21 protein-coding genes are annotated in these 25925 nt (G+C 44.4%); 10 read left to right on the top strand and 11 right to left on the bottom strand.

Features of this window, described 5'->3' with window-relative positions; genetic code table 11:
* Nucleotides 1-202 precede the first annotated feature (202 nt).
* Together prfA and DEO27_RS28575 are read right to left on the bottom strand one after the other, a co-directional pair.
* On the bottom strand, nucleotides 203-1276 hold the full coding sequence (prfA, locus tag DEO27_RS28580) for a peptide chain release factor 1 (protein ID WP_112570877.1): 1074 nt from the start codon (nucleotides 1274-1276) through the stop codon (nucleotides 203-205).
* A 386-nt stretch (nucleotides 1277-1662) separates the two neighbouring features.
* On the bottom strand, nucleotides 1663-2421 hold the full coding sequence (locus tag DEO27_RS28575; protein ID WP_112570879.1) for a UDP-2,3-diacylglucosamine diphosphatase: 759 nt from the start codon (nucleotides 2419-2421) through the stop codon (nucleotides 1663-1665).
* A gap of 114 nt (nucleotides 2422-2535) precedes the next feature.
* Here DEO27_RS28575 and DEO27_RS28570 point away from each other — a divergent pair, with 114 nt between their 5' ends.
* Nucleotides 2536-2778, top strand: a complete 243-nt coding sequence (locus DEO27_RS28570; RefSeq protein WP_112570881.1) for a hypothetical protein — start codon at nucleotides 2536-2538, stop codon at nucleotides 2776-2778.
* Nucleotides 2779-2789: 11 nt separating this feature from the next.
* On the top strand, nucleotides 2790-3140 hold the full coding sequence (locus DEO27_RS28565; protein WP_112570883.1) for a hypothetical protein: 351 nt from the start codon (nucleotides 2790-2792) through the stop codon (nucleotides 3138-3140).
* Between the two features lie 102 nt (nucleotides 3141-3242).
* On the opposite strand, the gene DEO27_RS28560 is transcribed toward DEO27_RS28565, so the two are convergent.
* Nucleotides 3243-3998: a hypothetical protein gene (locus DEO27_RS28560; protein WP_112570885.1), complete on the bottom strand. Its 756-nt coding sequence runs from the start codon at nucleotides 3996-3998 to the stop codon at nucleotides 3243-3245.
* A 404-nt stretch (nucleotides 3999-4402) separates the two neighbouring features.
* Between DEO27_RS28560 and DEO27_RS28555 the strand changes: the two genes are divergently transcribed.
* The 3 genes from DEO27_RS28555 (at nucleotide 4403) to DEO27_RS28545 (ending at nucleotide 7609) form a co-directional block, all read left to right on the top strand.
* Nucleotides 4403-6460 (top strand): prolyl oligopeptidase family serine peptidase, encoded by a 2058-nt coding sequence (locus tag DEO27_RS28555; protein WP_223818075.1) that lies wholly within the window; start codon nucleotides 4403-4405, stop codon nucleotides 6458-6460.
* 23 nt (nucleotides 6461-6483) lie between these two features.
* Nucleotides 6484-7257 (top strand): GDSL-type esterase/lipase family protein, encoded by a 774-nt coding sequence (locus DEO27_RS28550; protein WP_223818074.1) that lies wholly within the window; start codon nucleotides 6484-6486, stop codon nucleotides 7255-7257.
* 160 nt (nucleotides 7258-7417) lie between these two features.
* Nucleotides 7418-7609, top strand: a complete 192-nt coding sequence (locus tag DEO27_RS28545) for a hypothetical protein (RefSeq protein WP_146750033.1) — start codon at nucleotides 7418-7420, stop codon at nucleotides 7607-7609.
* Between the two features lie 6 nt (nucleotides 7610-7615).
* Here the strand turns inward: DEO27_RS28545 and DEO27_RS28540 are convergent, their stop codons facing one another.
* From DEO27_RS28540 to pdhA, 7 genes are all read right to left on the bottom strand, one after another.
* Entirely contained in the window at nucleotides 7616-12952 is a 5337-nt protein-coding gene (locus DEO27_RS28540) for a PKD-like domain-containing protein (protein WP_190295264.1), read from the bottom strand.
* Nucleotides 12953-13345: 393 nt separating this feature from the next.
* Complete coding sequence (gene trpC / locus DEO27_RS28535) at nucleotides 13346-14128, bottom strand: indole-3-glycerol phosphate synthase TrpC (protein WP_112570891.1); 783 nt, start codon at nucleotides 14126-14128, stop codon at nucleotides 13346-13348.
* A 161-nt stretch (nucleotides 14129-14289) separates the two neighbouring features.
* Nucleotides 14290-14862, bottom strand: coding sequence for an anthranilate synthase component II (locus DEO27_RS28530; RefSeq protein ID WP_112570893.1), 573 nt, complete (start codon nucleotides 14860-14862; stop codon nucleotides 14290-14292).
* 53 nt (nucleotides 14863-14915) lie between these two features.
* Nucleotides 14916-16325 (bottom strand): anthranilate synthase component I family protein, encoded by a 1410-nt coding sequence (locus DEO27_RS28525; protein WP_112570895.1) that lies wholly within the window; start codon nucleotides 16323-16325, stop codon nucleotides 14916-14918.
* A gap of 249 nt (nucleotides 16326-16574) precedes the next feature.
* The gene (locus tag DEO27_RS28520) at nucleotides 16575-17000 is read right to left on the bottom strand and encodes a cytochrome B (protein ID WP_112570897.1); all 426 of its coding nucleotides are present in this window, start codon (nucleotides 16998-17000) and stop codon (nucleotides 16575-16577) included.
* Between the two features lie 294 nt (nucleotides 17001-17294).
* Nucleotides 17295-18950: a dihydrolipoamide acetyltransferase family protein gene (locus DEO27_RS28515; protein WP_112570899.1), complete on the bottom strand. Its 1656-nt coding sequence runs from the start codon at nucleotides 18948-18950 to the stop codon at nucleotides 17295-17297.
* A gap of 138 nt (nucleotides 18951-19088) precedes the next feature.
* Nucleotides 19089-20084 carry a pyruvate dehydrogenase (acetyl-transferring) E1 component subunit alpha gene (gene pdhA / locus DEO27_RS28510; RefSeq protein ID WP_112570901.1) on the bottom strand — a complete coding sequence of 332 codons (996 nt, stop codon included), beginning with the start codon at nucleotides 20082-20084 and terminating at the stop codon, nucleotides 19089-19091.
* Nucleotides 20085-20543: 459 nt separating this feature from the next.
* Between pdhA and DEO27_RS28505 the strand changes: the two genes are divergently transcribed.
* Entirely contained in the window at nucleotides 20544-21149 is a 606-nt protein-coding gene (locus DEO27_RS28505) for a C40 family peptidase (protein WP_112570903.1), read from the top strand.
* A gap of 63 nt (nucleotides 21150-21212) precedes the next feature.
* Nucleotides 21213-22367 carry a CapA family protein gene (locus tag DEO27_RS28500; RefSeq protein ID WP_112570905.1) on the top strand — a complete coding sequence of 385 codons (1155 nt, stop codon included), beginning with the start codon at nucleotides 21213-21215 and terminating at the stop codon, nucleotides 22365-22367.
* A 290-nt stretch (nucleotides 22368-22657) separates the two neighbouring features.
* Here DEO27_RS28500 and DEO27_RS28495 read toward each other — a convergent pair whose 3' ends face one another.
* Nucleotides 22658-22846 carry a hypothetical protein gene (locus DEO27_RS28495; protein WP_112571542.1) on the bottom strand — a complete coding sequence of 63 codons (189 nt, stop codon included), beginning with the start codon at nucleotides 22844-22846 and terminating at the stop codon, nucleotides 22658-22660.
* 94 nt (nucleotides 22847-22940) lie between these two features.
* On the opposite strand from DEO27_RS28495, the gene DEO27_RS28490 reads away from it, so the two are divergent.
* The 3 genes from DEO27_RS28490 (at nucleotide 22941) to dinB (ending at nucleotide 25920) form a co-directional block, all read left to right on the top strand.
* Nucleotides 22941-23888 (top strand): SPFH domain-containing protein, encoded by a 948-nt coding sequence (locus DEO27_RS28490; protein WP_112570907.1) that lies wholly within the window; start codon nucleotides 22941-22943, stop codon nucleotides 23886-23888.
* A 25-nt stretch (nucleotides 23889-23913) separates the two neighbouring features.
* Nucleotides 23914-24471, top strand: coding sequence for a DUF922 domain-containing protein (locus DEO27_RS28485; protein WP_112570909.1), 558 nt, complete (start codon nucleotides 23914-23916; stop codon nucleotides 24469-24471).
* Between the two features lie 330 nt (nucleotides 24472-24801).
* Nucleotides 24802-25920 carry a DNA polymerase IV gene (gene dinB / locus DEO27_RS28480; RefSeq protein WP_112570911.1) on the top strand — a complete coding sequence of 373 codons (1119 nt, stop codon included), beginning with the start codon at nucleotides 24802-24804 and terminating at the stop codon, nucleotides 25918-25920.
* Nucleotides 25921-25925: the final 5 nt, after the last annotated feature.

The raw sequence follows: 25925 nt of genomic DNA, 5'->3' as shown, positions 1-25925 counted from the left end.
GAACGAAGACAACCGACCGAAGGGAGCTCATTAATACCTATAAAAACAAATTATAATTATTAATAATCCCCGATTTGCAGGTCCGCCCTGTATAGTTTGGAATTGCTTCGTTCCTCGCAATGACGCTTCTTTTTGCTCCAAACAAAAAAAAGGTCGCCAACCTCACCGGTTGGGGACCTTTTTCATATTATTTAAACGTCAATTACGCTACTGTTCCTTCTTTCAATTTCTCAGCATTTTCAGCAAACTGAAGCGATTCAAGAATCTCCTGCAAATCGCCGTTTAATACGCCCGGCAGGTTGTAAATGGTAAGACCAATACGGTGCTCGGTTAAACGACCCTGTGGATAGTTATAGGTACGTACCTTGGCCGACCTGTCGCCGGTTGATACCATGGTTTTACGTTTTTTAGATGTTTCTTCCAGGTGCTTTTGCAACTCCATTTCGTACACCCTCGAACGTAATACCTGTAAGGCCTTATCGTAGTTTTTTAATTGCGATTTCTGATCCTGGCACTGGGCAACAATACCGGTAGGTAAGTGGGTTAACCTTACGGCCGAATACGTAGTATTTACCGACTGTCCACCCGGCCCTGAAGCACAGAACAAATCTTTACGGATATCACTTACCTGCAGATCGATATCAAACTCATCAACTTCAGGCAATACTACTACAGATGCTGCTGAGGTATGAACACGGCCCTGTGTTTCGGTATCTGGTACACGTTGTACGCGGTGTACGCCTGACTCATATTTAAGGGTTCCGTAAGCGTCTTCGGCGTTTACGTTAAACACAATCTCTTTGTAACCACCACTGGTGCCTTCGGTGTAATCAACCAGCTCGGTACGCCAGCCGCGTTTTTCGCAGTAGCGCATGTACATGCGGTAAAGGTCGCCGGCAAAAAGGGCTGCCTCGTCACCACCGGTACCACCGCGGATCTCGACGATCGCGTTTTTAGAGTCCTCAGGATCTTTAGGGATTAGCATCAGACGAATCTCTTCTTCTTTTACTTCCTGTTGAGCAAGTAATTCATCAAGTTCCATCTTGGCCATCTCACGAAACTCCTCGTCTTTTTCAGTAGCCAGAATTTCCTTATTGGTATCGATATTGCTCATAATGTTGCGGTATATAAAATACTCGTCAACAATTTTAGCAAGGTCTTTATATTCTTTATTTAACTGGGCAAAACGCTTCATGTCCTGCATGGCGTCAGGACTGCTCAGCTCACCTTCAACGTTTTTCCAGCGCTCGTGTATCAGTTCTAATTTATCTAACATATGTTATAAATAAAGATGCAGCCAAACTGTTTGATATTGAACCGGCTTATGAAAGTTTTGATGTTTCGGGGCGGTTTACAGACTTACTGCAAAAAAGTGCACAAAAGTACGCATTTTTTCTGTAAGAAAATGCAATGTATCGCTCCATGACCGCACTGCAATCAGCTTATTACAATCAGTAAACACTGGTGACTATCGAAATGCTATTAGTTAATCACCGCACAGAATTCATTGCCGTTGACTTTAGTCAACGGAATAATGATGAAAAAGCAAACGGCTTTAGCCAAAATGCCACGCGCTGAGTTTGGCTAAAGTCCGATTATTTGTTCCCTCAACCGTTGACTAAAGTCAACGGCAATGAATAGAACCTTTCAACGCTCCTAAAACTATTCAGCAGCTTTCTCAAAATATTCCAGCTTCAGCTCACTACCGTCAAAAACAGCATAAGTAAACTGTGTAACCCATTCGCCAAGATTAATGTAACGGCTTTGTGGTGTTAACTGGATATCGAGCGGGATATGGCGATGACCGAAAACAAGGTAATCGTAAAAATTGGTTTTGAGTTCTTCGCGACAAAAAGTTACCAGCCATTCCTGTTCTCCGGGCTTGGGGTTATCTTTCTTTTCATTGGTATCGCGGCTGTGACGGCTCCATTTATTGGCTATGCCTACGCCAAGGTTTGGGTGGATACGGGCAAACAGCCATTGGCAAAATCCACTTCTGAAAAAGCCCTTCAAAAACTTATAAAAGCTATCACCCGGACCAAGCCCATCGCCATGATGTATATAGAACTTCTTGCCACCGCGCTCAATTTTCAATTCATTACTGATGATGGTAGCGCCGAGCTCATCTGTAAAATAATCAAACATCCACATATCGTGGTTGCCCTTAAAGAGGTAAAGTTTAACGCCGGCATCTGTAAGTTCGGCAAGTTTGCCCAGGAAACGGATATAGCCTTTAGGTACTACGGTTTTGTATTCAAACCAAAAGTCAAAAACATCGCCAACCAGGAATAGCTCGGCGGCATCGTGCTTAATACTATCGAGCCATCGCACTATCTTATCTTCGCGTTGGCGGCTTGAGGCGTATGTGCCTGTACCTAAATGAAAATCAGAAGCAAAATAGAGTTTGTCGCGAACCGGCATAGCGGCAAAAATACGTTTTAACCATCAAACAGAAAAGATAAAGATTGTTACACAATAAGCATCAAACAACACCGTATCTTAGTGGTTATTCACAATACATTAAACATTAAAATTATGGCAATCCCCGAAAATCCAAATCTTGATGATGCCCAGGAAAATAAAGACCCAGGCAATGAGTATGAGCAGAACGAAGGCCAGGATACCGGCAACGAAATAATTGACAACAGCGAACCGGATGTAGCCGGATTAAACGCGGCCAGTCGCGCGGCCGAATCGTCATTCACTTTAAATTTTGAAGACGGCTACGCACCTGCGCCAAATAAAAAAGACGAAGACCAGCAATCATTAAAACACTGATATATCCACCAATGAAAAAACTATTACTGCCGGCACTACTCCTGGTCGCTTTTGCCGGCAAAGCATCGGCCCAACAATCCAAAGGTTTTACCATGGCCGATTTCAAGAACAACGTAGGTAAAGTAGGTACGCTATGTGATACCGTTTACTCCTACAAAACGGTGAGCGATACACTTACCCTGCTAAATATGGGAGCAGCTTATCCAAGGCAAAAATATACCATAGCTGTAAAAGGCAGCCAGATCAAGCTTGATTTATCCAGCATAAAAGGAAAGCATGTATGCGCTACCGGCACATTCGAATTCTTTAAATGTCAGCCCGAAATCGTAGCCGACAAGCCAGAACAGGTTACGGTTAACTGATCAGTTCAAATGATTATAAAATAAAAAGAGCAGATCAATGATCTGCTCTTTTTATTTATCTGCGTTAAGCTTTATGCGTTCTGCTTTTAGCTTTTATAGCAATTAAAATGCTTTGTATAATCCGAATACAACCTGTCCTTCGGTGATTGGCTGTTTGGTTACCAACCGACCTACGTTAAGCGTACGACCGGTAGTAGTTACGTTGTAACCGGGTGAATTTACATAATTGCCTTTCAGCGATAAGCCCCAGCCTGCTCCCATATCAAACCTGATGGCCGCACTACCGCCGTATGCAAAAGCATAGCCTTTAGCACTTTCCTGGGTAATACTGCCGGTTTGCGCGTCCACACCGGTAACACTTATGGTCAACAAGGGTGAGGTCTGACTTTTAATGGCACCCGCAGAAGCCCTTACGTCAAATGACAAGCTACGCCATACAAAAGTATATTGCGGACCAACCAACAGGTTAAAGCTGCGGTAACGTTTATCGGCAGTTACAGTTCCCTGGTCGGCTTTAAAATCGGTAGTATAACCTTGTGATAAGATTAAATCATCATCGTACGAAAAATTACTCTGATCCTGGTATGAGAAGGTATAACCTATACCAAAATTGCGTTTCAGGTAAACCGCTCCGTCAAGCTGGAAGGTAACACCCCTGTTTGCAAAGCCCGATTTATTATTGCTGTAATCTGTTTTTTTGAAGTTGCTGAATGGATAAGAAATACCCATGCCTAAACCAACATAAGGTTTTTGCTTTACTTTGGTTTCGTCATCTTTATCGTTGGTATCCTGAGCTTTTGAAGTAAAGGCCAGCAGCATTAAAAGGCCTGCTGCAAAAAAAGTAAGGGTTTGTTTCATGTTTGTTATTATGTAACTGTATTACTGTAAGTTTTGCCATTGCAAACTTAGCTGCAAAGCAAACGTGCAAAAAAACGCATTATTATTGATACTTATGTGATAGCCGAATACGGTTTCGGGTTAAAAATCACTATAGTTATCACCAGCAAAAAACTAAGGCGTTAATATTTAATTAATTGCCCTGTTTTACGGCTATTTTTTCACGCCGCTAATATAGCCCGCCAAGGCCAATTAAACAGCAACCGGCCGCAAAATTAACAACTTTTAACCTTTGAAGCGTTATTACCTTATGGCGATGTGCCGTAAATAGCTATCTTTAGTAGCCTGTAATTTAAACTATCATGACAAAAACGTTCTGTTTATTAGCGTTAGCTGTTTTATTTTGCAGCTATACACATGCACAAATGACTATAAAAACCCTCCCATATCCTAAAGCAAAAAAAGTTGACGTTGTTGATACCTATTTCGGAACCCAAGTCCCCGACCCATACCGCTGGTTGGAGCATGACCATGCCGATGATACCAAAGCCTGGGTACAGGACGAAAATAAAGTAACCTTCAACTATCTTGACCAGATCCCTTACCGGGCCGAAATTCATAAACGCCTGGAGTTTTTATGGAACTACGAAAAGTATAGCGCCCCTTTTAAGGAGGGTAAATACATTTACTTTTATAAAAACGATGGCCTGCAAAGCCAGAACGTATTATACCGCCAGTTAGGCGATACCGGTGCACCCGAAGTTTTTCTTGATCCCAATAAATTCTCTGCTGATGGTACTACTTCACTACAAGGCATCGAGTTTAGCAAAAACGGTGAGCTGGCCGCATACCAGATCTCAGAAGGAGGGTCGGACTGGCGCAAAGTCATCATAATTAATACCGAAGATAAAAGCGTAGTTGGCGATACGCTTAAAGACGTAAAATTTAGCGGACTGGCATGGCATGGTACCGATGGATTTTACTACAGCAGCTATGACAAGCCAACCGAAGGCAGCCAGCTTTCGGGTATGACACAGTTTCATAAGCTTTACTACCATAAGCTGGGCACACCTCAAAGTACCGATAAATTGATATTTGGAGGCGATAAAACTCCCCGCCGTTACATAGGCGCGTACCTAACCGAAGATGAACGCTTTTTGGTAATCACGGCCGCCACATCAACAACAGGCAATGAGCTATATATCCAGGACTTAAGCAAACCCGGCAGCCAGATCGTAAACGTGGTAAACAATTTTGATAATCAGCATAGCGTGTTAGATAACATGGGCAGCAAGCTTTATATCCTCACCAATATCTACTCGCCCAATTTTAAAATTGTTACTGTCGATGCTGCCGAACCAGGTGTAACCCACTGGAAAAACCTGATCCCCGAATCAAAAAATGTACTCAGCGCCACTACCGGCGGCGGCAAAATTTTTGCCACATACCTGCAGGATGCCACCTCGCTTATACAGCAGTACAATATGGATGGTAAACTGGAGCGCACCATTCAGTTACCATCAATTGGTTCCGCCTCAGGTTTTGGAACTAAAAAAGAAGAAAATGTAACTTATTACACTTTTACCAACTACATCTATCCGCCAACCATTTTCAAGCTGGATATCGCAACCGGGACTTCGGTGATCTATAAAAAATCGGGCGCAAAGTTTGATCCGGAACAATATGAATCAAAGCAGGTGTTTTATACCTCAAAGGATAAAACCAAGATCCCGATGATCATTACCTACAAAAAAGGAACTGAACTTAACGGTCAAAACCCTACTTTACTGTATGCTTATGGCGGCTTTGGCGTTAGTTTAACCCCTGCATTCAGCACTTCAAACATTATATTGCTTGAGCATGGAGGTATTTATGCTGTTCCTAATTTGCGTGGTGGCGGCGAGTATGGCGAGCTTTGGCACCGCAAGGGCATCAAACAAAAAAAGCAGAATGTATTTGATGATTTTATAGCCGCGGCCGAATATCTCATCAAAAATAAATACACATCAAAAGACCATCTCGCCGTTTCTGGAGGCTCAAACGGCGGGTTACTCATCGGCGCTATGCTAACCCAACGCCCCGATCTGTTTAAAGTAGCATTCCCGGCAGTAGGCGTACTGGATATGCTCAGGTATAACAAATTTACCGCCGGCGCGGGCTGGAGCTATGATTATGGCACAGCCGAAGATTCGGAGCAGATGTTTAAATATCTATATAACTATTCGCCGTATCATGCCCTTAAACCGGGAGTTTACCCTGCAACTATGATTACTACCGCCGATCATGACGACCGTGTAGTACCGGCCCATTCCTTCAAATTTGCAGCCCGCCTGCAGGAATACCAGCAGGGCACGGCACCAACACTTATCCGCATTGAAACCAACGCAGGCCACGGTGCCGGGCAAAGTACAGCCCAGCTCATCAACGGGCAGGTTGATAAATGGGCATTTATGTTCTGGAACATGGGTGTTAATTGGCAGTAGTATTAAATTTTTGAATACGTAAAATGAAAAAGTATCTGTTAGCAGCCATGCTGTTATTCATGACCTCAACTATAACGTTGGCTCAGCATAAAAAGAATGCACTTAATATCGTATTTATCGGCAATAGCATAACCCAGGGCGTTCAACTCGCCGATGCGGCTACCGAAGCCCCGCCCGCAACCGCGGTAGCTTATCTGCAAAAGCAGAAAAACCTGGATGCGGTAAATTTCAGCAACCAGGGACATAGCGGCTATACCACACTTGATTTTTTGCCGGGCACGGATACTTTTACCAAAGTAGAGCAAGCGGCAAGCAACTTTACCGATAAAGATGCGCTATTGATATTTTCGATAAAACTGGGCACAAATGACAGTGCCATTCAAGGGCCGCATGGTGCTCCGGTATCACCCGATAACTATCAAAAAAATTTAAAGACCATAGTTGATAAGCTATTGGCCGATTTCCCCAAGGCGATAGTCATTTTTCAGCACCCGGTATGGTATAGTCCAAACACATATAACGGTGGAAAATATTTACAGGAAGGCTTAAGCAGGTTACAAAGTTATATACCAATGATAGACGGCCTTGTAAAAACATATGCAACAATAAATCCCCAACATGTTTTTGTGGGCGATACTAAGGCTTTCGCCTATTTTGAAAAAAATCACCTGACCGATCTGATTCCTGAAAACGGCAAACAAGGCACATTCTACCTGCATCCAAATAAAAAGGGTGCCGAGGCTTTAGGTAGGTTTTGGGGAATAGCTATTGATAACGTTGTGAGGCGATATTTTTAAATGATGCAGGATAACAAAAGCTAAGCAATAAAGAGGCTGGAAATCTATCAGTTATCAATCAGTAAACACGCTACAGGTACCTAACGATATTGTTTTGTTCATTCCGTTCAGTTTTTTTTAACCATTGGCTAAAAATGGGCGTTTGCTTAATTTTATGTTAATGAAATATTTACTGCTTTACATTCCTTTAATTCTGTTTATCATATCATACGGCTATAGCCGCAGATACTATCGCTTCATCGATAACGGCCGGGCATCCGAAATTGTCCAGGCAAACCTACGGTCAAAACAGTTCATGAACATGGCTGTATTCTCGTTCGTGGCGCTTTTAATAGTTCTAAAACTACTTTAAGTTTCCCTAACGTAAAATCACCACATAGCCCGAAATCACGATGTTGTTCATTTTGGTATTTACTATATAGTAGTAAGTACCGGATGGTAGCTGTTTACCCTGGTAAGTGCCATCCCAGGGTTTAGGATATCCTACTGAGTGAAATAAAGCTTGTCCGTAACGGTTATAAACATCAACGGTACTGCTTTCATACGCTACAAGGCCTTTAATTTCCCAATAGTCATTTATCCCATCACCATTAGGTGTAAAGGTATTGCTGACGTTTATCACCGGCGAAACCTTAACGGCAACCTGGCTTTGGTTTACACAGCCGTTTGATTTTTCGGTGATTTTAAGTTGATAAACAATATCCTGATCGCCGGTTACAACGGGATTTTTAACAGTAGTGCTGCTCAGGCCGGTGGCCGGGGTCCATTCATACGTTACGTTATCACTGCTTACAACAGGGTTTAAAGTAATAGTATGGTCTTTCAAAACATATCTCGTATCACCGGCGGCATCGGCTTGTACCGTTGGCGGCGGAACAAAGTTAATGGTAACATCAGTAGTAGGTGTGTGACAATCATCTGCCTGGGTTGCCCTAAGCGTTACCTTAACCGAGCCTTTGGCAATATCAATCGGATCTGGTTGAAAGGTTACATTTTCTGCTATATCCGAAGGAATAAATCTACCCAATCCCGACGCCGAGGTCCATTTTACAGTGGTACCTGAAAGCGGCCGGCCACTTAAAGCCACCATAGGATTCTGATTACAAACATTGTTAATACTTGGCGGTCCTGCATCTGCACCAGGGCTTGGCGCAAACGTAATGGTAACGTCACGGTGTACCGGTGCGCAATCAACGCCGGTTGATGTAAGTGTTAAAGTAATCGACCCGAAAGCCCTGTCTGCTGCTGATGGAAAATATTGAGTCTTAGGCTCACTTAAAAGGGCGAAGGTTCCTCCCCGGCCACCACTCCAGATCCCGGTTCTGCTAACAAAGCCATTAAGTTGTATAAATGGCACGCTAACACATTCGGTATGTGAAGGCCCCGCGTCAACCATTGGGATACTGTTTACCTGAACCCGCTTAGTGCTTGGCTCGCTTGGGCACCTATTCAGCACTACATATAAACTATAGTCCCCTGTGTTATCGGCCGTAGCATTAGGAATGGTTACAATCGGGCTTGCCCCTTCCGATCTGTAATTATTGGGCCCTGTCCACAAATATGTTGCTCCGGCAACAGGCACAGTTTGTAGTGTGATCTCGTTCCCTTCGCAAACGGGGGTGCTAACAAAAATTTCATGCATTGATGTTTCGGGCATTACGGTCACGTTATACTTAACCGGTGTGCTGCTACAACCAAATGCAATAGGTGTTACCATATAAGATACCTGAATAGGGTTAGTTGTGGTATTCACCAGGGTTTCGTTGATAGGGTTTGCCGTTGCATTAGTAACCGCTGCATTACTGATGCCGGGCACAGCTGGCCTGCTCCACAAAAACGTAGCCGACCCTACATTGGATGTTAAAGTGAGCCCAAGCGGAGTGTTGTTACATATAGGATCCGGTTGAGGGGTGGTAACCGACGCTCCCGGATTAACTGTTATGTTAAGCGGATATTGCACTCCCGGGCAGTCATTAGTTTTAAAATTAAACATGTAAGTAACCACAATAGGATCATTAGTGGTGTTGTAAAGCACCTCTTTGATGGTGGTGGAAGCCTGCCCCGTTATGGCGGCATTACTGATACCCTGAACCGCGTCCCGGCTCCAGGTAAAGCTTGTTACCTGCGGATTAAATTTAACCTCGTAATTAGGGCTTGCAGCATTACAAACCGGAAGGGGAGGATCGCTTACAACAACAGGCGTAGCGTTCACAGTAACTACATATTGAAACACCTTGCCCGGGCAACCGTTCAAATATGGCGTAATAGAATAAGTTACATCAACAGCTGCCCCTTTGGTGTTAATAAGTGTTTCGGTAATGGAGCTTGTTGTTTGGCCCGTTACAGCAGGGTTGCTGATGCCGGTAACAGCCTGGCGGTCCCACGAAAAAGTTGTACCAGGCTGATCGGCCGTAATGGTATAATTTAACGCGGTGCCGCTGCATACCGGGTCACTGGTAGGGCTGCTTGTTACCTGCGGGGCAGGCGTAACTACAACATCAACCTTTTTACGCTCGCTAATGCAGCCATTAACCGAGGTTTCTACATAATAAGTTCTGTTGATGGTTAACTGTGCTGTAGAAAAAGTACTACCATTGTGTATCGGGGTGCCTCCAAGAGGTAAATTATACCAGGTATAGGTACCAGTTGAACCACTTGCCGTAAGTATGGCAGAATGCCCTTCACAAACCGGCGCCCAGGCAACCTCTGGCGCTGCTGGTTGTGGTGTTGGATGGACTAATACAGGAGTCCTGTTGCTTGTAATGCCACCTATAGTTGTTGAAACGTAGTAAGTAATATCATTAATTATTGGCGGAGTAGTAAATATTGGCCCGGTTTTAAGGAGTGTACCACCGGTAGCATCGCTATACCAACGGTAGGTTCCGCCCGGTGCAGTGGCTATGAGGGTAGCTGTGCTACCCACGCAAACAGGCTTAGCAGATGCCGTAGGAGCGGCGGGCACGGAATTTATATATATGGTAACAGTACTCGACTTAGCACCGCAAGGGCCGGCAGGATCATCGGAGGTTAGTGTGAGTGTAGCTACAGTCTCTCCCGGAGCAGGAGTGTAAATAGCTCTCTTATCTGTAGGATCGGAGAATGAACCTGCCCCGCCGCTCCATTTTGTTGCCGTGTTTCCACTACCAGCCAGTTGTACCGGCACGCCCGGTGGTACAGGCTGATTTGGCCCGGCATTTACTAAAACTGCATCGTAAAGGGTTACAGATCCCGTGGCAACGCTTGCCGGGCATCCGCTGCTTGCCGCAATTGTATTGGTTACGGTATATGTTCCTGCCATGCTATTCGCAAGATCTATCTCACCTGTGCTGGGGTTTTTAAACTTAAGTCTGCCTGTGGGCTCACTAAAAACTCCGGCACTGGCGCCTGTTGCAAAAATTGGTAAGGGGTTCTTGGCATCCTTACAAAATGGGGTATTATAGGTAAAGCGGGCATCAGGCGTTGTAACTATTGATATACTTTGACTGGCCGCGCCCGCGCATGTACCACCATAAGTAAAAATAACGGTATATTTTCCCAATGCGCTTGCTGCTACATTGATCTCGCCGGTGGCATTACTTACAAAAACAAGTCCCGCCGGTGTTGAACTAAAAGTGCCGCCGGCCGGGTTATAAATTGTTGGTGAAACGTTACTTCCGGAAGTACAAACCGTACCGGAAGGATACCGGAACTGCGGATCAATAATAGGAATTGTAGATACGGTAAAAGCAGTTCGGGGACTTACACATGAACCGTTGTTTGCCTGCGCGTAAAACGTGGTTTGACTAAATACAGGATTTGTAGTATAGGTGTTACCCGTAAATAAAAGCGTTCCACCAATAGCATCTGTATACCACTCAATGGTGGTACCCGACGCGGGAACGCTCAGGGTAGCAGGCTGGCCAGGGCACACCGTTGCTGTACCGTTAACCGCCGGAGCCGCAGGAGGATTGTTAACATGCACTGTTATCGCAATACGTGCGCTATTGCAACCATTGGCTATACTTTGTACATAATAAGTTGCATTTGCGGTTAACCCTGGGGTAACATAAGTATTACCGGTTATCAGCAGATTACCGCCGGTTGGCTGATCATACCACTCATAATCATCGGGCGAACCTGTTACTGTAAGCGTGGCCGAAGAACCGGCACATATTGGCACATCGGCCGGAGGAACAGGAACCGGGATGGCATCAAGTACAGTCACCGTAATTGGCGATCTGTCACTCACACATCCACCAACAATAGTTTGAACATAATAGGTTGTAGTGGCTGTTAACGCCGGGGTGTTAAATGTAACGCCGGTAAAAAGAGCGGTACCGCCGGTAGCAGTAGTAAACCATTGGAAAGTTCCGCCCTGTGTAGAAGATGTCGCTGTTAAAGGTGCCGACGTTCCGTTACAAATCACCGGCCCGTCGGGCATAATCGGAGGTTCGGGCGCCGGGGTTACGGTAACAGTTACCTGGGTACGCGTGCTTGTACAACTACCTGTGGTATGCTCAACATAATATGTTGTAGTATTTACCAATATGGGAGTCTGAAAAGTATTACCTACGCCAACCGAACTACCACCCTTCGCCGATTTGTACCAGGTATAGGTACCCGTAGGCGATGGGTCGGCAGTTAACGCGGCGCTTGTGCCATAACAGGTGCTGGCTGTTTGAGATGGCGGCGCGGCAGGTATTGGTGTTACAGATACAGATATTGGGATACGGTTACTTGTACAATCGCCTACACGTGTTTGCGCGTAATAGGTGACAGGAGATGTAAGTACCGGGGTTGTAAAATCCGGGCTTGAAATTAACGGAGTTCCTCCTGATGGTACATCATACCATTCAACCACTCCTGAGGCGTCAGCATGTAAAGTTGTCAATGATCCCGAACAAACACTATATGTTGCGTTTACTACCGGAACAGCCGGCGGCGCGTTGATCCGGGCCACCACAGGTATCCCTGCGCCGGTACAACCCCTAATTACTGTAAAAAGATAATAAGTAGTGTTTGCAAATAAAGCAGGCGTTGAAAACGTCGCTTCATTACTTAACGGCGTACCCGTACCGGATGCATTATCATACCATGCGTAACTATCGGCACCTGATGCTTTTAACGTTGCCGAAGTGCCATAACACACCGGATCAGACTGAATACTCGGCCCCCCCGTTACATAAACATAGACCGAGCTTCTTGTACTGGTACAATTGTTTAATGTTGTTTCTATATAAAAAAGAGTCAACTTATTAATCGGAGGCGTTACATATGGATTACCGGTATACAAAAAATTGCCATCGGCATCATACCATTGGTAAGTGCCCCCTGGTGCTTTGGCGGTTAATGTTGCCGATGTATTTGGGCAAACAGCCTGGGCGTCAACTACGGGTGGGGTTGGCGATGCTACAGCAGTGACACCAAAGTTGGCAACCACCGGCTGGCAACCCGGGGTTTTATCGCTTACGGTAACGGTGTAATTACCGCCCTGGTTTACGTCAATAGACGGGGTGCTTTCTCCCGTATTCCAAACATAGGTAAACGGACCTGTACCTCCACTTATATTGGCAGTCAGGGTTACACTTTTTCCAGAACAAATGGTTGTAGCTGTTGAAGTTATTGAAACATTTAACGTGCAGTTTTGGCTGTACCCGGCAAATGAAGTAAGGATCAGCAAAAGTAGTATAAGTAACGGCTTATTAATATTCTTCATAAGTCTCTTCATACTCAATAAATGTGACCGCAAGCAAGTCTCCTTTTTAAAAGAAGCCTCTTATTGAGCACAGATTTTCAGGCTGGCAGATAACGACATTGTACGCCAGCCAGGTATTGATGTGTGCCCTTTTACGTAAAATACCGAAAATATGTTCGATAAAACATGAACAAAATGAACAATGAAACCCCTGTGAAATTATTTCTATTTCTGGTTAAAAAAAATGCCCGGCTATATTCTAACCGGGCATTAAAAACAATCCTGATGTATTTTATACAATTTGCGGAATAGGCTCGGCAACCAGTTTATGGCCAGCCAGATCATGGTAGATACATAGTATCTTTTATGTATCAATCACCCATTTTTCAAACGCCGCTTCATGGTATTACGAGCTTATAACAAGGCAACAAAATCGCGCATGGCTTGACCCGGATCGGGCTGCTTCATAAAGGTTTCGCCAATAAGGAAGCCGTTAAAACCTTCCAGTTTAAGATGACGGATAGTTTCCGGATCGCTAATGGCGCTTTCCGAAATTTTCATAAACTCAGCAGGGATGTGCTTGGCCAATTGATATGAAGTTTCTACCGATACTGTAAAGTCGGCCAGGTTCCGGTTGTTTACACCAATAGCATCCAGGTTAGGATTGATACTGCGCTCTAATTCCTCAAGATTGTGCACCTCAAGCAACACGTTTAAACCTAAACTTTTGGCCAGTTTGGCAAGGTTATCAATTTCGGCAGGGGTAAGTATGGCAGCTATCAGCAGGATGATATCGGTGCCTAATGACTTAGCCTCTATAACCTGGTACTCTTCAATCATAAAATCCTTGCGCAATACAGGGATATTATTCACCGAGCGGGCTTTCACCAGGTCGGCTTTACGGCCCATGAAAAAGTTACGGTCGGTTAAAACTGAAAGTGCGGAAGCTCCCGCAGCCGCGTAATCGGTGGTAACAGCACTAACCCTCACTTTGTCATTAATGATACCCTTCGACGGCGATTTACGCTTAAATTCGGCTATGATACCGGTACGTGACGGATCGAGCAAAAATTCTTTGAAAGAGTAAGTATCACGGTGAAAATATTCCGATTCTTCAAGTACAGTGTACGATGTACGTTTTTTAGCCGAAGCAACTTCCCTTTTTTTATTGGCAACTATTTTATCAAGTATGGTCATAAAGCCCCTAACCCCTAAAGGGGAATGTTATATAAGCCGTCATTGCGAGGTACGAAGCAATCCCCGATTAGCAGGGCTGCTCTGTATAGCATCGGATTACTTCGTACCTCGCAATGACGTTTTTAAATGTGATTTTTCAAAGTTATCATAATTCCTTAAAACTAAGCCTTTAGCCAGTTTTGCATCATTTCTTTCCCAAAATCGGTCAGGATTGATTCGGGGTGAAACTGTACGCCCCTTACGTCATATTGCTTATGCTTAAGCGCCATGATCGAATTATCGGCCTCATCAATAGCCGTAACCTGTAATGAATCGGGCAGATCATTACCACTTACCACCCACGAGTGGTAACGACCAACCTTAAAGCTCTCGGGCAGTCCGGCAAAAAGCTCTTCTCCACCATCGGTGACTTTTATGGGCGTTGCTATACCGTGCATTGGTTGGTTAAGATTATACAGACTGCCGCCAAACGCTTCGGCAATGGCCTGCTGCCCAAGGCATACGCCAAATATGCTCTTAGTAGGCGCATATTTTTCTATCACATCCAGCAATAAGCCTGCTTCAGAGGGAATACCAGGTCCCGGCGAAAGGATGATCTTATCAAAAGTATCCACATCTTCAATGGCAAACTGATCATTCCTCCAAACCTCGCACTCCAGGCCAAGCTCATTAACCAAATGCACCAGGTTATAGGTAAAGGAATCGTAATTGTCTATTATTAAAATATTTTTCATGTCCGTTTTCTTAAAATTCAACTAACCTCTTATCTCCAATCTCTAACCACTAATTACAACTCCTCTGCCAACTCAAAAGCTCTGCGTAAAGCCGAGATCTTGGTATCAACCTCCCTTAATTCGCTTTCAGGAATTGAACCGGCTACAATGCCCGCGCCCGCCTGATAATGTAAAGTGTTGTTCTTGCTTAGAAATGAGCGGATCATAATGGCATGGTTAAAGTCACCATTAAACCCAAGGAAACCTATCGCGCCGCTGTAGAAGCTGCGTTTTATATTTTCGTTTTCGTCGATGATCTCCATGGCGCGGTATTTGGGAGCGCCGCTCAGGGTACCTGCAGGATATGTATCAGCTACTACTTTAAATGCCGATGCGCCGGGTTTAAGCTTACCGCTTACGTGCGATACCAGGTGGATAAGATGTGAATAGTACTGTACCTCTTTAAAGGCTTTAACCGTTACATTTTCGCAATGGCGACTCAGGTCGTTACGGGCCAGGTCAACCAGCATTACGTGTTCTGCCGATTCTTTGGGATCATTCTCCAGGTTACGGGCCAGTTCGGCGTCTTTCTCGTCGTCGCCGCTGCGTTTAAAAGTTCCTGCTATCGGGAAAATATTGGCTACGTTATTCTTTATGGTAATTTGTGCCTCTGGCGATGAGCCGAAGATCCTGAAATCGCCAAAGTCAAAATAAAACAGGTATGGTGATGGATTGATAGAACGCAGAGCACGGTAAACATTAAATTCATCGCCCAGGAAAGTGCGTGAAAAGGCCCTTGAAGGCACTATCTGGAAAACATCACCCCTATAGATGTGCTGCTTCATTTTTTCAACTATAGCAATAAACTCATCGCCCGTGAGGTTTGATTTTTCATCGCCATTACTCTTGAAGCTGTATTCGGGAAAGTTTTTGTTTTTGATGAGGTATTCCAGTTTTTCGATACCGCCGTTGGTTGGAGCGCCTTCGGGCTGGTTATGGAAGATGTAGAGTTCGTTCTTAAAGTGGTCGATAGCGATGATGTACCTGTAAATATGGTACTGCATTACCGGTATTTTACGGTCGGTATTATCGCTTTGCTTTAGTGTGATGGTTTCATAATGTTCAACCGCCTCATGGGTAAAATAGCCGAACAAACCATTGGTGATCATTTTTAGCGGCAACGAGTCAGTTTCAAAGCTGCCGATGAAACTGTTGATCTGTTCTATCAGCTCAAACGTGCCGGGCTCATGGGTTTCATGACTGCCATCGGGGTATTGCTTTTTCAGCACGCCATTATTCAGCACTATGCCGCTTAATGGTTCGCAGCAAATGTAGCTGGTGCTGTTTTCGCGACTGTGATAGTCGGAGCTTTCCAGCAACAGCGAGTTGGGAAATACATCGCGCAGGCGAAGGTAAATGCTAACCGGCGTGGTGGTATCGGCCAGTAGCTTTTTATAAGTGGTAGTAATTTTAAATGTGCTCATGTTTATTTTTTAAATGTCTTAAAACAAAAAAAACCCGGCGAATTGGGGTCGCCGGGTTTCCTATTTAGGTTCACAATTGATTAGGTTGTCTCTGATCAAAACGCGCGAGCCGGCTGCCAATTTAATTGGTGCCACCAGCTGTTTTTATGTGTGTTTTTAATCATCGCGGTCACAAATTTATAAAGAAATTTGAATTGTCAAATTTTTTGTGAAATTATTTATTTGCTAAATCCTATTAGCTACGTAGAATTACTGTGGAATAAGCATTATACCTACCGAAATCAGTATAATTCCGATCAAATAAAAGATAGCGATAGCTTTATGCTTAGCTTCTGGCAATGCCGCTTTCTTTGATTTGCTATGACCGATAGTGATTAGTGCGATAGCGATAAGCATGATCACCCAGTGTTCAACCGTAAAGTAACGGGTGATAGGATTTTTCATGGTATCCTTACTAAACTGCACCATCGGGCTAATAAAAAACAGGATGATGCCCAGCAAAAATTGCGTATGCACCGAGATCATGGCAAACAGGTTAAGTTTGCGGTTGCCCTCGCCATATGGTCTTTTACCCAGCCAACCCATAAACGCGCGTACAAGGGCCAGCAATACCAATACAATAACAATGTACCTGAAACCGGAATGGAATTCCTTAAAAAAGCTATAAAGTGTCATACATCAAAATTTGCTGTGAATATACAATATAAAGGTCATTGAAGTCATTAGGTCATTGTGTCATTTTTTGCAGACATAATCTAATTCACAACTGCTAACCAACATTGCATAAAAATCATGTCATTGCGAGCGAAGCGTGGCAACCGCATGCTATACAGAGCCGCTCGGCTTTCGTGCGGTTGCTTCGTTCCTCGCAATGACATATTTTATAATTTATCCCATAAACAAAAAAGCGATGAGCCTAAACCCATCGCTTTTCCAAATCCGAAATCGAAAATCCGATATCCGAAATAATTATATCAGCAGCCTTACCGGCTCTTCTAATAATTGTTTTAATGTTTGCAGGAAGGCAGCAGCTGTAGCACCATCAACCACACGGTGGTCTGCGCTCAGGGTAACCTTCATGACGTTACCAGGTACTACCGCACCATTTTTAACAACCGGAACAGCCTGGATACCACTTACAGCAAGGATACAAGCGTTAGGTGTGTTAATGATGGCAGTAAACTCGTCAACACCAAACATACCAAGGTTTGAAATGGTGAAAGTTGAACCTTCCATTTCGTTTGGCTGCAGTTTTTTAGATTTTGCTTTGCCGGCAAAGTCTTTCACTTCAACCGAAATGTGGCTTAATGATTTACCATCGGCAAATTTGATAACCGGTACCAACAGGCCTTCGTCAACAGCAACAGCAACGCCGATGTGAACGTGTTCGTTAGTGCGGATCTTATCACCCAGGAATGATGAGTTGATAGCCGGGTGTTGCCTTAAGGCTACCGCACAAGCTTTAACAACAAAATCATTAAATGAAATTTTAACCGGGGCAATCTCATTCATACGAGTACGGGCAGCAATTGCCTGATCCATTTCAATGGTCATGGTTACATAGAAATGCGGTGCAGTAAACAAGCTTTCGCTTAAGCGGCGGCTGATAGCTTTACGCATTTGAGTAACCGGCCTTTCGCTAAATTTCTCTTCGCCTGTAAAGGTTGGCAATACGATAGGCGCTTTTGCAGCAGGTGCAGATGCAGCAGCCGGAGCAGCTTCAGCGGCAGGCGCAGATGCCGGTTTAGCAGATGGTGTATACTCCTCAACATCCTTTTTGATGATACGGCCGCCTTCAGCGCTACCTTTTACATCATTAAGGTTGATGCCTTTATCCTTAGCTATTTTACGTGCAAGCGGCGATGCTTTTACGCGGCTATCGTCATCAGTAGCAGAAGCTTCAGTGGCAGCAGCAGGTGCAGTTTCCTCGGCTTTAGCTTCGGCAGCAGGTGCAGCCTCAGCAGCAGGGGCCGAACCACCATCCTGTAATAACGGAGTAATGTCGGTACCTTCTTTACCTACTATAGCAATGATATCATTTACTTTAGCAGCTTCGCCTTCTTTAACACCTATATATAATAAGGTGCCGGCTTCGTAACCCACAACTTCCATGGTAGCCTTATCGGTAGCCACATCAGCCAGCGAATCATCAGCTTTTACTTTATCGCCAACTTTAAAGTTCCATTTCTCAATGGTACCCTCGGTCATGGTGTCACTCAATAACGGCATGCGGATAACCGTAGCCGGGATGCTTGACAAATCAACCTTTGGAGCGGCTGGTGCCGGAGTAGCGGCAGGTGCTTTATCAGCTACAGGAGCAGCTTCTTCGGCCGGTTTAGCAGCAGCGCCGCTGCCAGCCTGATCAAGTAAAGATTTGTAATCTTCGCCTTCTTTACCTAAAATGGCAATTACAGCATCAACCGGAGCAGCAGCACCTTCCTGTATACCTATATACAGCAATGTGCCATCCTGGTACGATTCAAAATCCATGGTAGCTTTATCGGTTTCAATCTCGGCCAATACATCGCCAGATTTAACCTTATCGCCAACTTTTTTATGCCATTTAGCCAATACCCCTTCGGTCATGGTATCGCTCATCTTAGGCATTTTTACTACTTCGGCCATATATTAATAGTATTATAAATTCAGTATAAATATAGTCTCTTCTTAGCGAGAAGTCTAAAGTCTGAAGTTTTTAGTCTGAAAGTCTTTATCCGACTACCAATACTATAGACCCTCGACTTAGCACTTTCGACTTAAAACTTAGTCCCTGATATAAGGGTAATCTTCCTGAACATATACATCGGTATATAATTCAGAAGCATCCGGCCATGGCGACTCTTCTGCAAATTTAACAGCCTCGTCAACTATAGCTTTGATCTTAGCGTCCATTTCGTCAAACCAAGCCTCATCAGCATATTTTTCGGTAAGGATAGTTTGTTTAACGCTTTCAATAGGGTCTTTTGCTTTATAGCTTTCCAACTCCTCTTTAGTACGATACTTTTGCGGATCGGACATAGAATGACCTTTGAAACGGTACGTACGCATTTCAAGGAAAGTTGGGCCTTCGCCTGCACGTGCACGCTGAACAGCTTCGTCCATTGCCACGTGTACAGCAGCCGGATCCATGCCATCAACAGCCGATGAAGGGATACCGTATGGCAAACCTAATTTATAAATATCAGTTTGAGCTGTAGTACGCTCAACAGAAGTACCCATAGCGTAACCGTTGTTTTCGCAAACAAAAATTACAGGTAGTTTCCAAAGCGCAGCCATGTTAAAAGTTTCGGTAAGTGCACCCTGGCGTACAGCACCATCACCCATGTAGGCAATGTTCACAAACTCGGTACCTTTATATTTTTCGGCAAAAGCGATACCGGCACCCAGTGGTACCTGACCGCCTACGATACCGTGACCACCGTAAAAATGTTTTTCTTTATCAAACATGTGCATAGAACCACCTTTGCCTTTTGAGCATCCGGTAGCTTTACCATACATCTCGGCCATAATGGCGTTTGGAGTTACACCTTTAGCAAGCGCGTGAGCGTGATCGCGATATGCGGTGATCAAACTGTCTTCAGGCTTAATTACAGACATAGCTCCGGCCAAAACAGCCTCCTGCCCAATATACAGGTGGCAAAAGCCCCTGATTTTTTGTTGTCCGTATAACTGTCCTGTTTTTTCTTCGAACCTACGCATTAACAGCATCTGTTCGTACCACATCAGGTAGGTGTCCTTGTTTATTTCGATTGAACTCATGTATTAAACAACCTTTTTGGAGTAAAGCGCAAATCTAATTATATCCTGCAAAATATCGAAACCTCAAGCAAATTGTTGCAAAATTTTATTTGGTGGGCCCGGGCGGTGTTTAAAACGTGTAAATCGCACAATTATAGGCCTTGCATAGCAACATTCGGTAAAATTAAACTTAAAAAAACGTACGCCCAAGGCAATAAATTATCGTTTTATGAAGTTTATAGAGGGTTGTTGTTATCTGAATGCTAAAAAATAATTACAACCAAATTACATTGTTAAACGTACAAGAGCCTGTTTATTAAATTGATGTGTAATAAAAAGCACTTTTTTATATTTTTCGAAAAATAAGGCACTTTTATTTGCAATTTTAAAAAATATAAATAGTTTTGTAGAGCACAATAGACATAGTGTCTGATTTAATAAACAAATTTGTTGCCCTAACTCAACAAACAAACTGATTAAATGAAGAAATTTGCCCTGGCTATTGCCTTACTTTTCAGCGTCATAGCTTCACAAGCTCAAACAAAAAGTGCCCCCAGCACCAGTGATGACAACAAAGACGACCAGGAAAGTTTAGGTAAAGCATACTTTTCCCAAATTATGGGAGTTGCTTTATCTGCTACCTCAAACATGAAACTCTTTCACTTTGTATATGATTGGATTGGTACCCCTTACCACTTTGGCGGAAGCTCAAGAAGAGGTATCGACTGTTCGGCATTTACAAAAGAACTATACAGCGAAGTTTTTAACCTTGACATCAAACGTAACTCACGCGATATTTTCAGCATGGTTAATCCTGTTGCTAAAGACGAGTTAAAAGAAGGCGATCTGGTTTTCTTTAAGATTCACAGCCGCAGCATTTCGCACGTTGGTATTTACCTGGGCAATAATAAATTTGCTCATGCCTCGTCAAGAGGTGTTGCAATCAGCAGCTTGGATGATGCTTATTACAGCCGTTTCTTTTATAAAGGCGGCAGGTTGTTAGCTTCGTTTAAGGATGAGTTTAAAGGTTCGGCATCCACGGGTAACAACGATATGGGCGACGACGTAGACGAAAGCAAGAACTAAACAATTTTTAAATAAATAAACTAATTTAGTCCCCTCATCCTCAATGAGGGGATTTTTTTTATAATGAAATTTCATTTATTGCTTACAGCAGCCTGCCTGGCGCTGTTTTTACAGGCGTGTAACCACCCGCCCAATAAAAAACAAATACTGGTGCCTGCTCCTAAACCTAAACCCGATACCACCGCGGCAATTGCAAAACCTGCAGTTGTTGTTAATCATGATGCTATATCTATAGCTGCCGTTGGCGATATGATGCTTGGAACATCATACCCTAATGATTATACCCTCCCGCCGGATAGCGCCAAAAACAGTTTTACAGTTATAGCCGACGAACTCAGAAATGCCGACGTAACATTTGGTAACCTTGAAGGAAGTTTGCTTGACGGGGGTAACCCTGCCCACTATAAATTGCATCAACGCAGTAAAGCTTATTTATTCAGGATGCCAACGGCTTACGCAGGCGTTTTTAAAGATGCAGGGTTTAACTTACTTAGCCTGGCCAATAACCACATCGGCGATTTTGGCGATACCGGCCGTATGAGTACTACCCGTGTACTCGATAGTATAGGCATTAATTATGGTGGCTTGCTTAGTCATCCCTCAACCGTATTTGAACGTAATGGTATTAAGTATGGCTTTTGCGCCTTTGCCCCCAATGCCAATACCCTGCCTATCCTCAATCTGCCGAACGCTACCCGTATCATCAGCGAACTGAAACAGCGATGTGACATCGTCATCGTATCTTTTCATGGCGGCGGCGAGGGTGTGGATTATGAGCACGTACCTTTTGCCATGGAATCCTTCATCAGCGAAAAACGTGGAGATGTGCATGCCTTTGCGCATAACGCCATTGACGCGGGCGCTGATATCATATTAGGTAATGGCCCGCACGTGAGCCGCGCAATGGAGGTTTATAAAAACCGACTCATCGCTTATAGTCTCGGTAATTTTTGTACTTATAAAAGTGTGGGCGTATCGGGTGTTTGCGGTTTGGCTCCTTTACTAAAGGTAAACCTGAATAAAAAAGGAGAGTTTTTGAATGGCCGCATTATATCATTGAGACAAGCACACGATAAAGGCCTGGGACTTGATTCGCTCAACCGGGCGGCTGTCCGGATTAAACAACTTACGGAAGCGGACTTCCCCGATGCAGGCTTGATAATATCCGATACCGGGGAGATTAGCCTGAACCCGGTTATTCAGAGCGAGAATTTATAAACAGGAAAGGGTCAAGAAGTGCTTCGAGATACATTCACCCTGACATCACCTTAGCCCTTACCTTAATGGAAAAAGCGTGGGCTTGTGCGATTCCCCTCTTGAGAGGGGCGGAGGGGTGTGTTTCTGCTTTGATCAGCTTGCAGCAGAAACACACCCCTACTGTCGCTCGTGCCTCCGCGCCCCCTCTCGAGAGGGGATTTCTTTTTCCCTCTTTGCGGCGAAGCCGGAGAGAGGGTGGTACAGCGAAGCGCAGACCGGGCGAGTCAATTGTACAGCCTGAATCCGGCTATTTAAGCCGCTTCATCTTTAGTGTTTTTTACCAGGCCAATACCTGTTGAGAAAAATATGAGCGAAATGATTCCTATTACCACCATAGTGGTTACCTGAGCGCTGTGGTTTATAATAGCTATGCCTGTGTATATCAGACCAATGATACCGAGCACGCTCAATATCGTTCCGAATGTTCGTTTTAAGTTCATGATAGGTGCGCTGTTTTTTATGAGCATTTTTTAAAAAACAAATAGCACACCAATAATTAATGCTACTTTTATTCTAAACATAATAAACCGAACCATGCCCGAATCAGTTGGATCATTGGTAACAATAATCATTTTTGTTGTTATCTTAATTACCATTTTCACTTCGTTTGTGTCTGTAAAACAGGGCACAATAGTAGTTATCACCGTATTTGGCAAGTACCGCCGCATCCTTACCCCGGGGTTAAATTTCAAGATCCCTTTTATCGAAAACATCTACTCCAAGATCTCTATCCAGAACCGGTCTGTTGAGCTGGAGTTCCAGGCTGTAACTTATGACCAGGCTAATGTTTACTTTAAGGCTATGCTCCTGTACTCTGTTCTGGACCAACAGGAAGAAACCATTAAAAACGTAGCTTTTAAGTTTGTTGACGAACGTAACCTGATGCAGGCCCTCATCCGCACCGTTGAAGGATCCATTCGCGCCTTTGTAGCTACCAAACGCCAAAGCGAAGTATTGATATTGCGCCGTGATATTGTTGAGCACGTAAAGGAACAACTGGACGTGATACTGGAAGGTTGGGGCTACCACCTGCAGGATCTTCAATTGAACGATATTACTTTTGATGATGTGATCATGAAATCGATGAGCCAGGTTGTGGCATCAAACAACCTGAAAGCCGCTGCCGAAAATGAAGGACAGGCCCTGCTCATCACTAAAACCAAAGCTGCCGAAGCGGAAGGTAACGCCATCAAAATATCGGCACAGGCCGAGCGCGAGGCAGCGCAATTACGTGGACAAGGTATAGCGCTGTTCCGTGAAGAGGTTGCCCGCGGTATGACCGTAGCTGCCAAAGAAATGGCCGAAGCTAATATGGATACCTCTGTAATTTTGTTCACCATGTGGACAGAATCCATCAAACACTTTTCTGAAAATTCAAAAGGGAATGTTATTTTCCTTGATGGCTCAACCGATCAGATGCAACATACGTTAAAAGAGATGATGGCCTTAAACCTTTTACATACCGACAACGTCAAAAAGTAAAAGTTTAAAACCGCCATTTTTTTAAATGAAAAGAAATATAGTGAAAGGGATAGGCCTAACGGCCATGTGTTTTTTTGCAATGATCACGTCGGCTTCGGCGCAGTCATTTCATCAGCTTACCGCCAATGATTTTTGGGGAACGCCGCGGGCTAATGCTGGCGGCGTTGTTGCTTATACAAACTGCACCATCGATTACCGTTACCAGGCCCGGCGCGAAGGCGGGGGCTACCGGCTTAATTTTAATATCAGACTGATCCTCAATAACAACAAATCGTGGTTGGACAAGAGCCGGGTTAGTACCCCGCAGCAAATGACCGAGATCTTAAAACACGAGCAAGGGCATTACACCATCGCCTTTTTAGAGCAGCAGGAGCTGTTACGCATAGTAAGCCGCACCCGCTTCAGCAATAACTACAACTACGAGGCCATGTCTATTTTTAACCGCATTGATGCCAAATACAAACAGCTCAATGCAGATTACGACGAAGATACCGTCCACATGACCGATCGTAAACAGCAGCATAGCTGGGATATGTATTTTCAGCAAAAGCTTAGGTTTTTGCCCGGGGATACGGAGAGTTGATTTTGAAATAGGCGCCGCATGTTCAAGCGTCCTTGCTTGAGTCGTTAACCTAATCAAATAATTTGACAAAAGATTCTAAAATCCCCTCTTGAGAGGGGGCGCGGAGGAATGAGCGATAGCAGGGGTGTGTTTCTGCTATAATAAGTCATTGCGGAAACACACCCCTCCCCCCTCTCAAGAGGGGAATCGCACAGTCCCGCGCTTTTTACTGTTGGGCTAAGACGTATAGCTTGGAGCATTGAACCTGCTTCCCTCTTCAAAACCTTACACTACGCCAACCAGCGGACTTTGCTATAAGCCTGCAACCCGCCTATATTTGCTTTCATCACCATGACGGAGCAACCATCCAATACACATCGTAAAATTATCCATATTGATATGGATGCATTTTACGCGTCGGTTGAGCAGCGGGATTTTCCGGAATACCGGGGCAAGCCTTTGGTGGTGGGAGGCTTACCCGAAGGGCGCGGCGGCGTGGTTGCAACAGCAAGTTATGAGGCCAGGAAGTTTGGTGTCCGGTCGGCCATGTCATCAAAAAAGGCTTTACAGCTTTGTCCGCATGCTTTGTTTGTACGTCCCCGGTTTAATGTTTACCGGGAAGTATCGCAACATATCCGTGAAATCTTCAGTCGTTATACAGATCTGATCGAGCCGCTTTCGTTGGATGAAGCTTATCTGGATGTAACTCATGATAAGCAGGATATTGGCTCGGCCATTGAGATAGCCAAACTCATTAAACAGGCTATTAAAGATGAGTTACAACTTACTGCCTCGGCGGGCGTATCTATCAATAAGTTTGTGGCTAAAATAGCATCAGATATCAATAAGCCCGATGGATTGAAGTTCATCGGCCCTTCAAGCATCGAAAACTTTATGGAGCAGCTACCCGTCGAAAAGTTTTTTGGCGTGGGAAAAGTAACTGCTCAAAAAATGAAACAAATGGGTCTGCATACCGGCGCCGATCTTAAACGACTGGAAGAAAGTGAGCTTACCCGTCACTTTGGGAAGGTAGGCAAATTTTACTATCAGATAGTGCGTGGTATTGATAACCGGGAAGTACAGCCACATCGTGAAACCAAATCACTCGGTGCCGAAGATACCTTTGCTTATGATTTAACTACCCTGGAGGAGATGGAGGCTGAACTTGATAAGATAGCAACAACGGTACACAATCGCCTGCTTAAATATGAGTTGAAGGGCCGTACCATCACCCTCAAAGTAAAATATCACGATTTTAAACAGATCACCAGAAACCAGTCATTCCAAACACCGGTAAACGATCTTGAAACCATCAGCAATACGGCCAAACAACTCATGGCTACTACCGGCGTTGACGATGTAAAAGTACGCCTGCTGGGTATTTCACTTTCAAACTTCGGCGAGCTGCAGGTTAAGCAGCGCGATGACCGCGAGCTTGGCCCCGGCGACCAGCTGGAACTGGAATTATAAAAAAT

Source organism: Mucilaginibacter rubeus (assembly GCF_003286415.2).
Classification (GTDB): domain Bacteria; phylum Bacteroidota; class Bacteroidia; order Sphingobacteriales; family Sphingobacteriaceae; genus Mucilaginibacter; species Mucilaginibacter rubeus_A.
The sequence above is the reverse complement of the archived record's forward strand: the minus strand, read 5'-3'. Positions and strand labels throughout refer to the sequence as shown.

Excerpts from the sequence above, each read along its gene's own strand:
- DEO27_RS28525 (WP_112570895.1), bottom strand. The coding sequence starts at position 16,325 with ATGAGCACATTTAAAATTACTACCACTTATAAAAAGCTACTGGCCGAT.
- DEO27_RS28505 (WP_112570903.1), top strand. The coding sequence starts at position 20,544 with ATGAAGAAATTTGCCCTGGCTATTGCCTTACTTTTCAGCGTCATAGCT.
- DEO27_RS28490 (WP_112570907.1), top strand. The coding sequence starts at position 22,941 with ATGCCCGAATCAGTTGGATCATTGGTAACAATAATCATTTTTGTTGTT.
- DEO27_RS28520 (WP_112570897.1), bottom strand. The coding sequence starts at position 17,000 with ATGACACTTTATAGCTTTTTTAAGGAATTCCATTCCGGTTTCAGGTAC.
- DEO27_RS28540 (WP_190295264.1), bottom strand. The coding sequence starts at position 12,952 with ATGAAGAATATTAATAAGCCGTTACTTATACTACTTTTGCTGATCCTT.
- dinB (WP_112570911.1), top strand. The coding sequence starts at position 24,802 with ATGACGGAGCAACCATCCAATACACATCGTAAAATTATCCATATTGAT.
- DEO27_RS28500 (WP_112570905.1), top strand. The coding sequence starts at position 21,213 with ATGAAATTTCATTTATTGCTTACAGCAGCCTGCCTGGCGCTGTTTTTA.
- DEO27_RS28545 (WP_146750033.1), top strand. The coding sequence starts at position 7,418 with ATGAAATATTTACTGCTTTACATTCCTTTAATTCTGTTTATCATATCA.
- DEO27_RS28485 (WP_112570909.1), top strand. The coding sequence starts at position 23,914 with ATGAAAAGAAATATAGTGAAAGGGATAGGCCTAACGGCCATGTGTTTT.
- DEO27_RS28495 (WP_112571542.1), bottom strand. The coding sequence starts at position 22,846 with ATGAACTTAAAACGAACATTCGGAACGATATTGAGCGTGCTCGGTATC.
- DEO27_RS28565 (WP_112570883.1), top strand. The coding sequence starts at position 2,790 with ATGAAAAAACTATTACTGCCGGCACTACTCCTGGTCGCTTTTGCCGGC.
- pdhA (WP_112570901.1), bottom strand. The coding sequence starts at position 20,084 with ATGAGTTCAATCGAAATAAACAAGGACACCTACCTGATGTGGTACGAA.
- DEO27_RS28530 (WP_112570893.1), bottom strand. The coding sequence starts at position 14,862 with ATGAAAAATATTTTAATAATAGACAATTACGATTCCTTTACCTATAAC.
- DEO27_RS28555 (WP_223818075.1), top strand. The coding sequence starts at position 4,403 with ATGACTATAAAAACCCTCCCATATCCTAAAGCAAAAAAAGTTGACGTT.
- DEO27_RS28560 (WP_112570885.1), bottom strand. The coding sequence starts at position 3,998 with ATGAAACAAACCCTTACTTTTTTTGCAGCAGGCCTTTTAATGCTGCTG.
- DEO27_RS28575 (WP_112570879.1), bottom strand. The coding sequence starts at position 2,421 with ATGCCGGTTCGCGACAAACTCTATTTTGCTTCTGATTTTCATTTAGGT.
- DEO27_RS28515 (WP_112570899.1), bottom strand. The coding sequence starts at position 18,950 with ATGGCCGAAGTAGTAAAAATGCCTAAGATGAGCGATACCATGACCGAA.
- DEO27_RS28570 (WP_112570881.1), top strand. The coding sequence starts at position 2,536 with ATGGCAATCCCCGAAAATCCAAATCTTGATGATGCCCAGGAAAATAAA.
- trpC (WP_112570891.1), bottom strand. The coding sequence starts at position 14,128 with ATGACCATACTTGATAAAATAGTTGCCAATAAAAAAAGGGAAGTTGCT.
- prfA (WP_112570877.1), bottom strand. The coding sequence starts at position 1,276 with ATGTTAGATAAATTAGAACTGATACACGAGCGCTGGAAAAACGTTGAA.
- DEO27_RS28550 (WP_223818074.1), top strand. The coding sequence starts at position 6,484 with ATGAAAAAGTATCTGTTAGCAGCCATGCTGTTATTCATGACCTCAACT.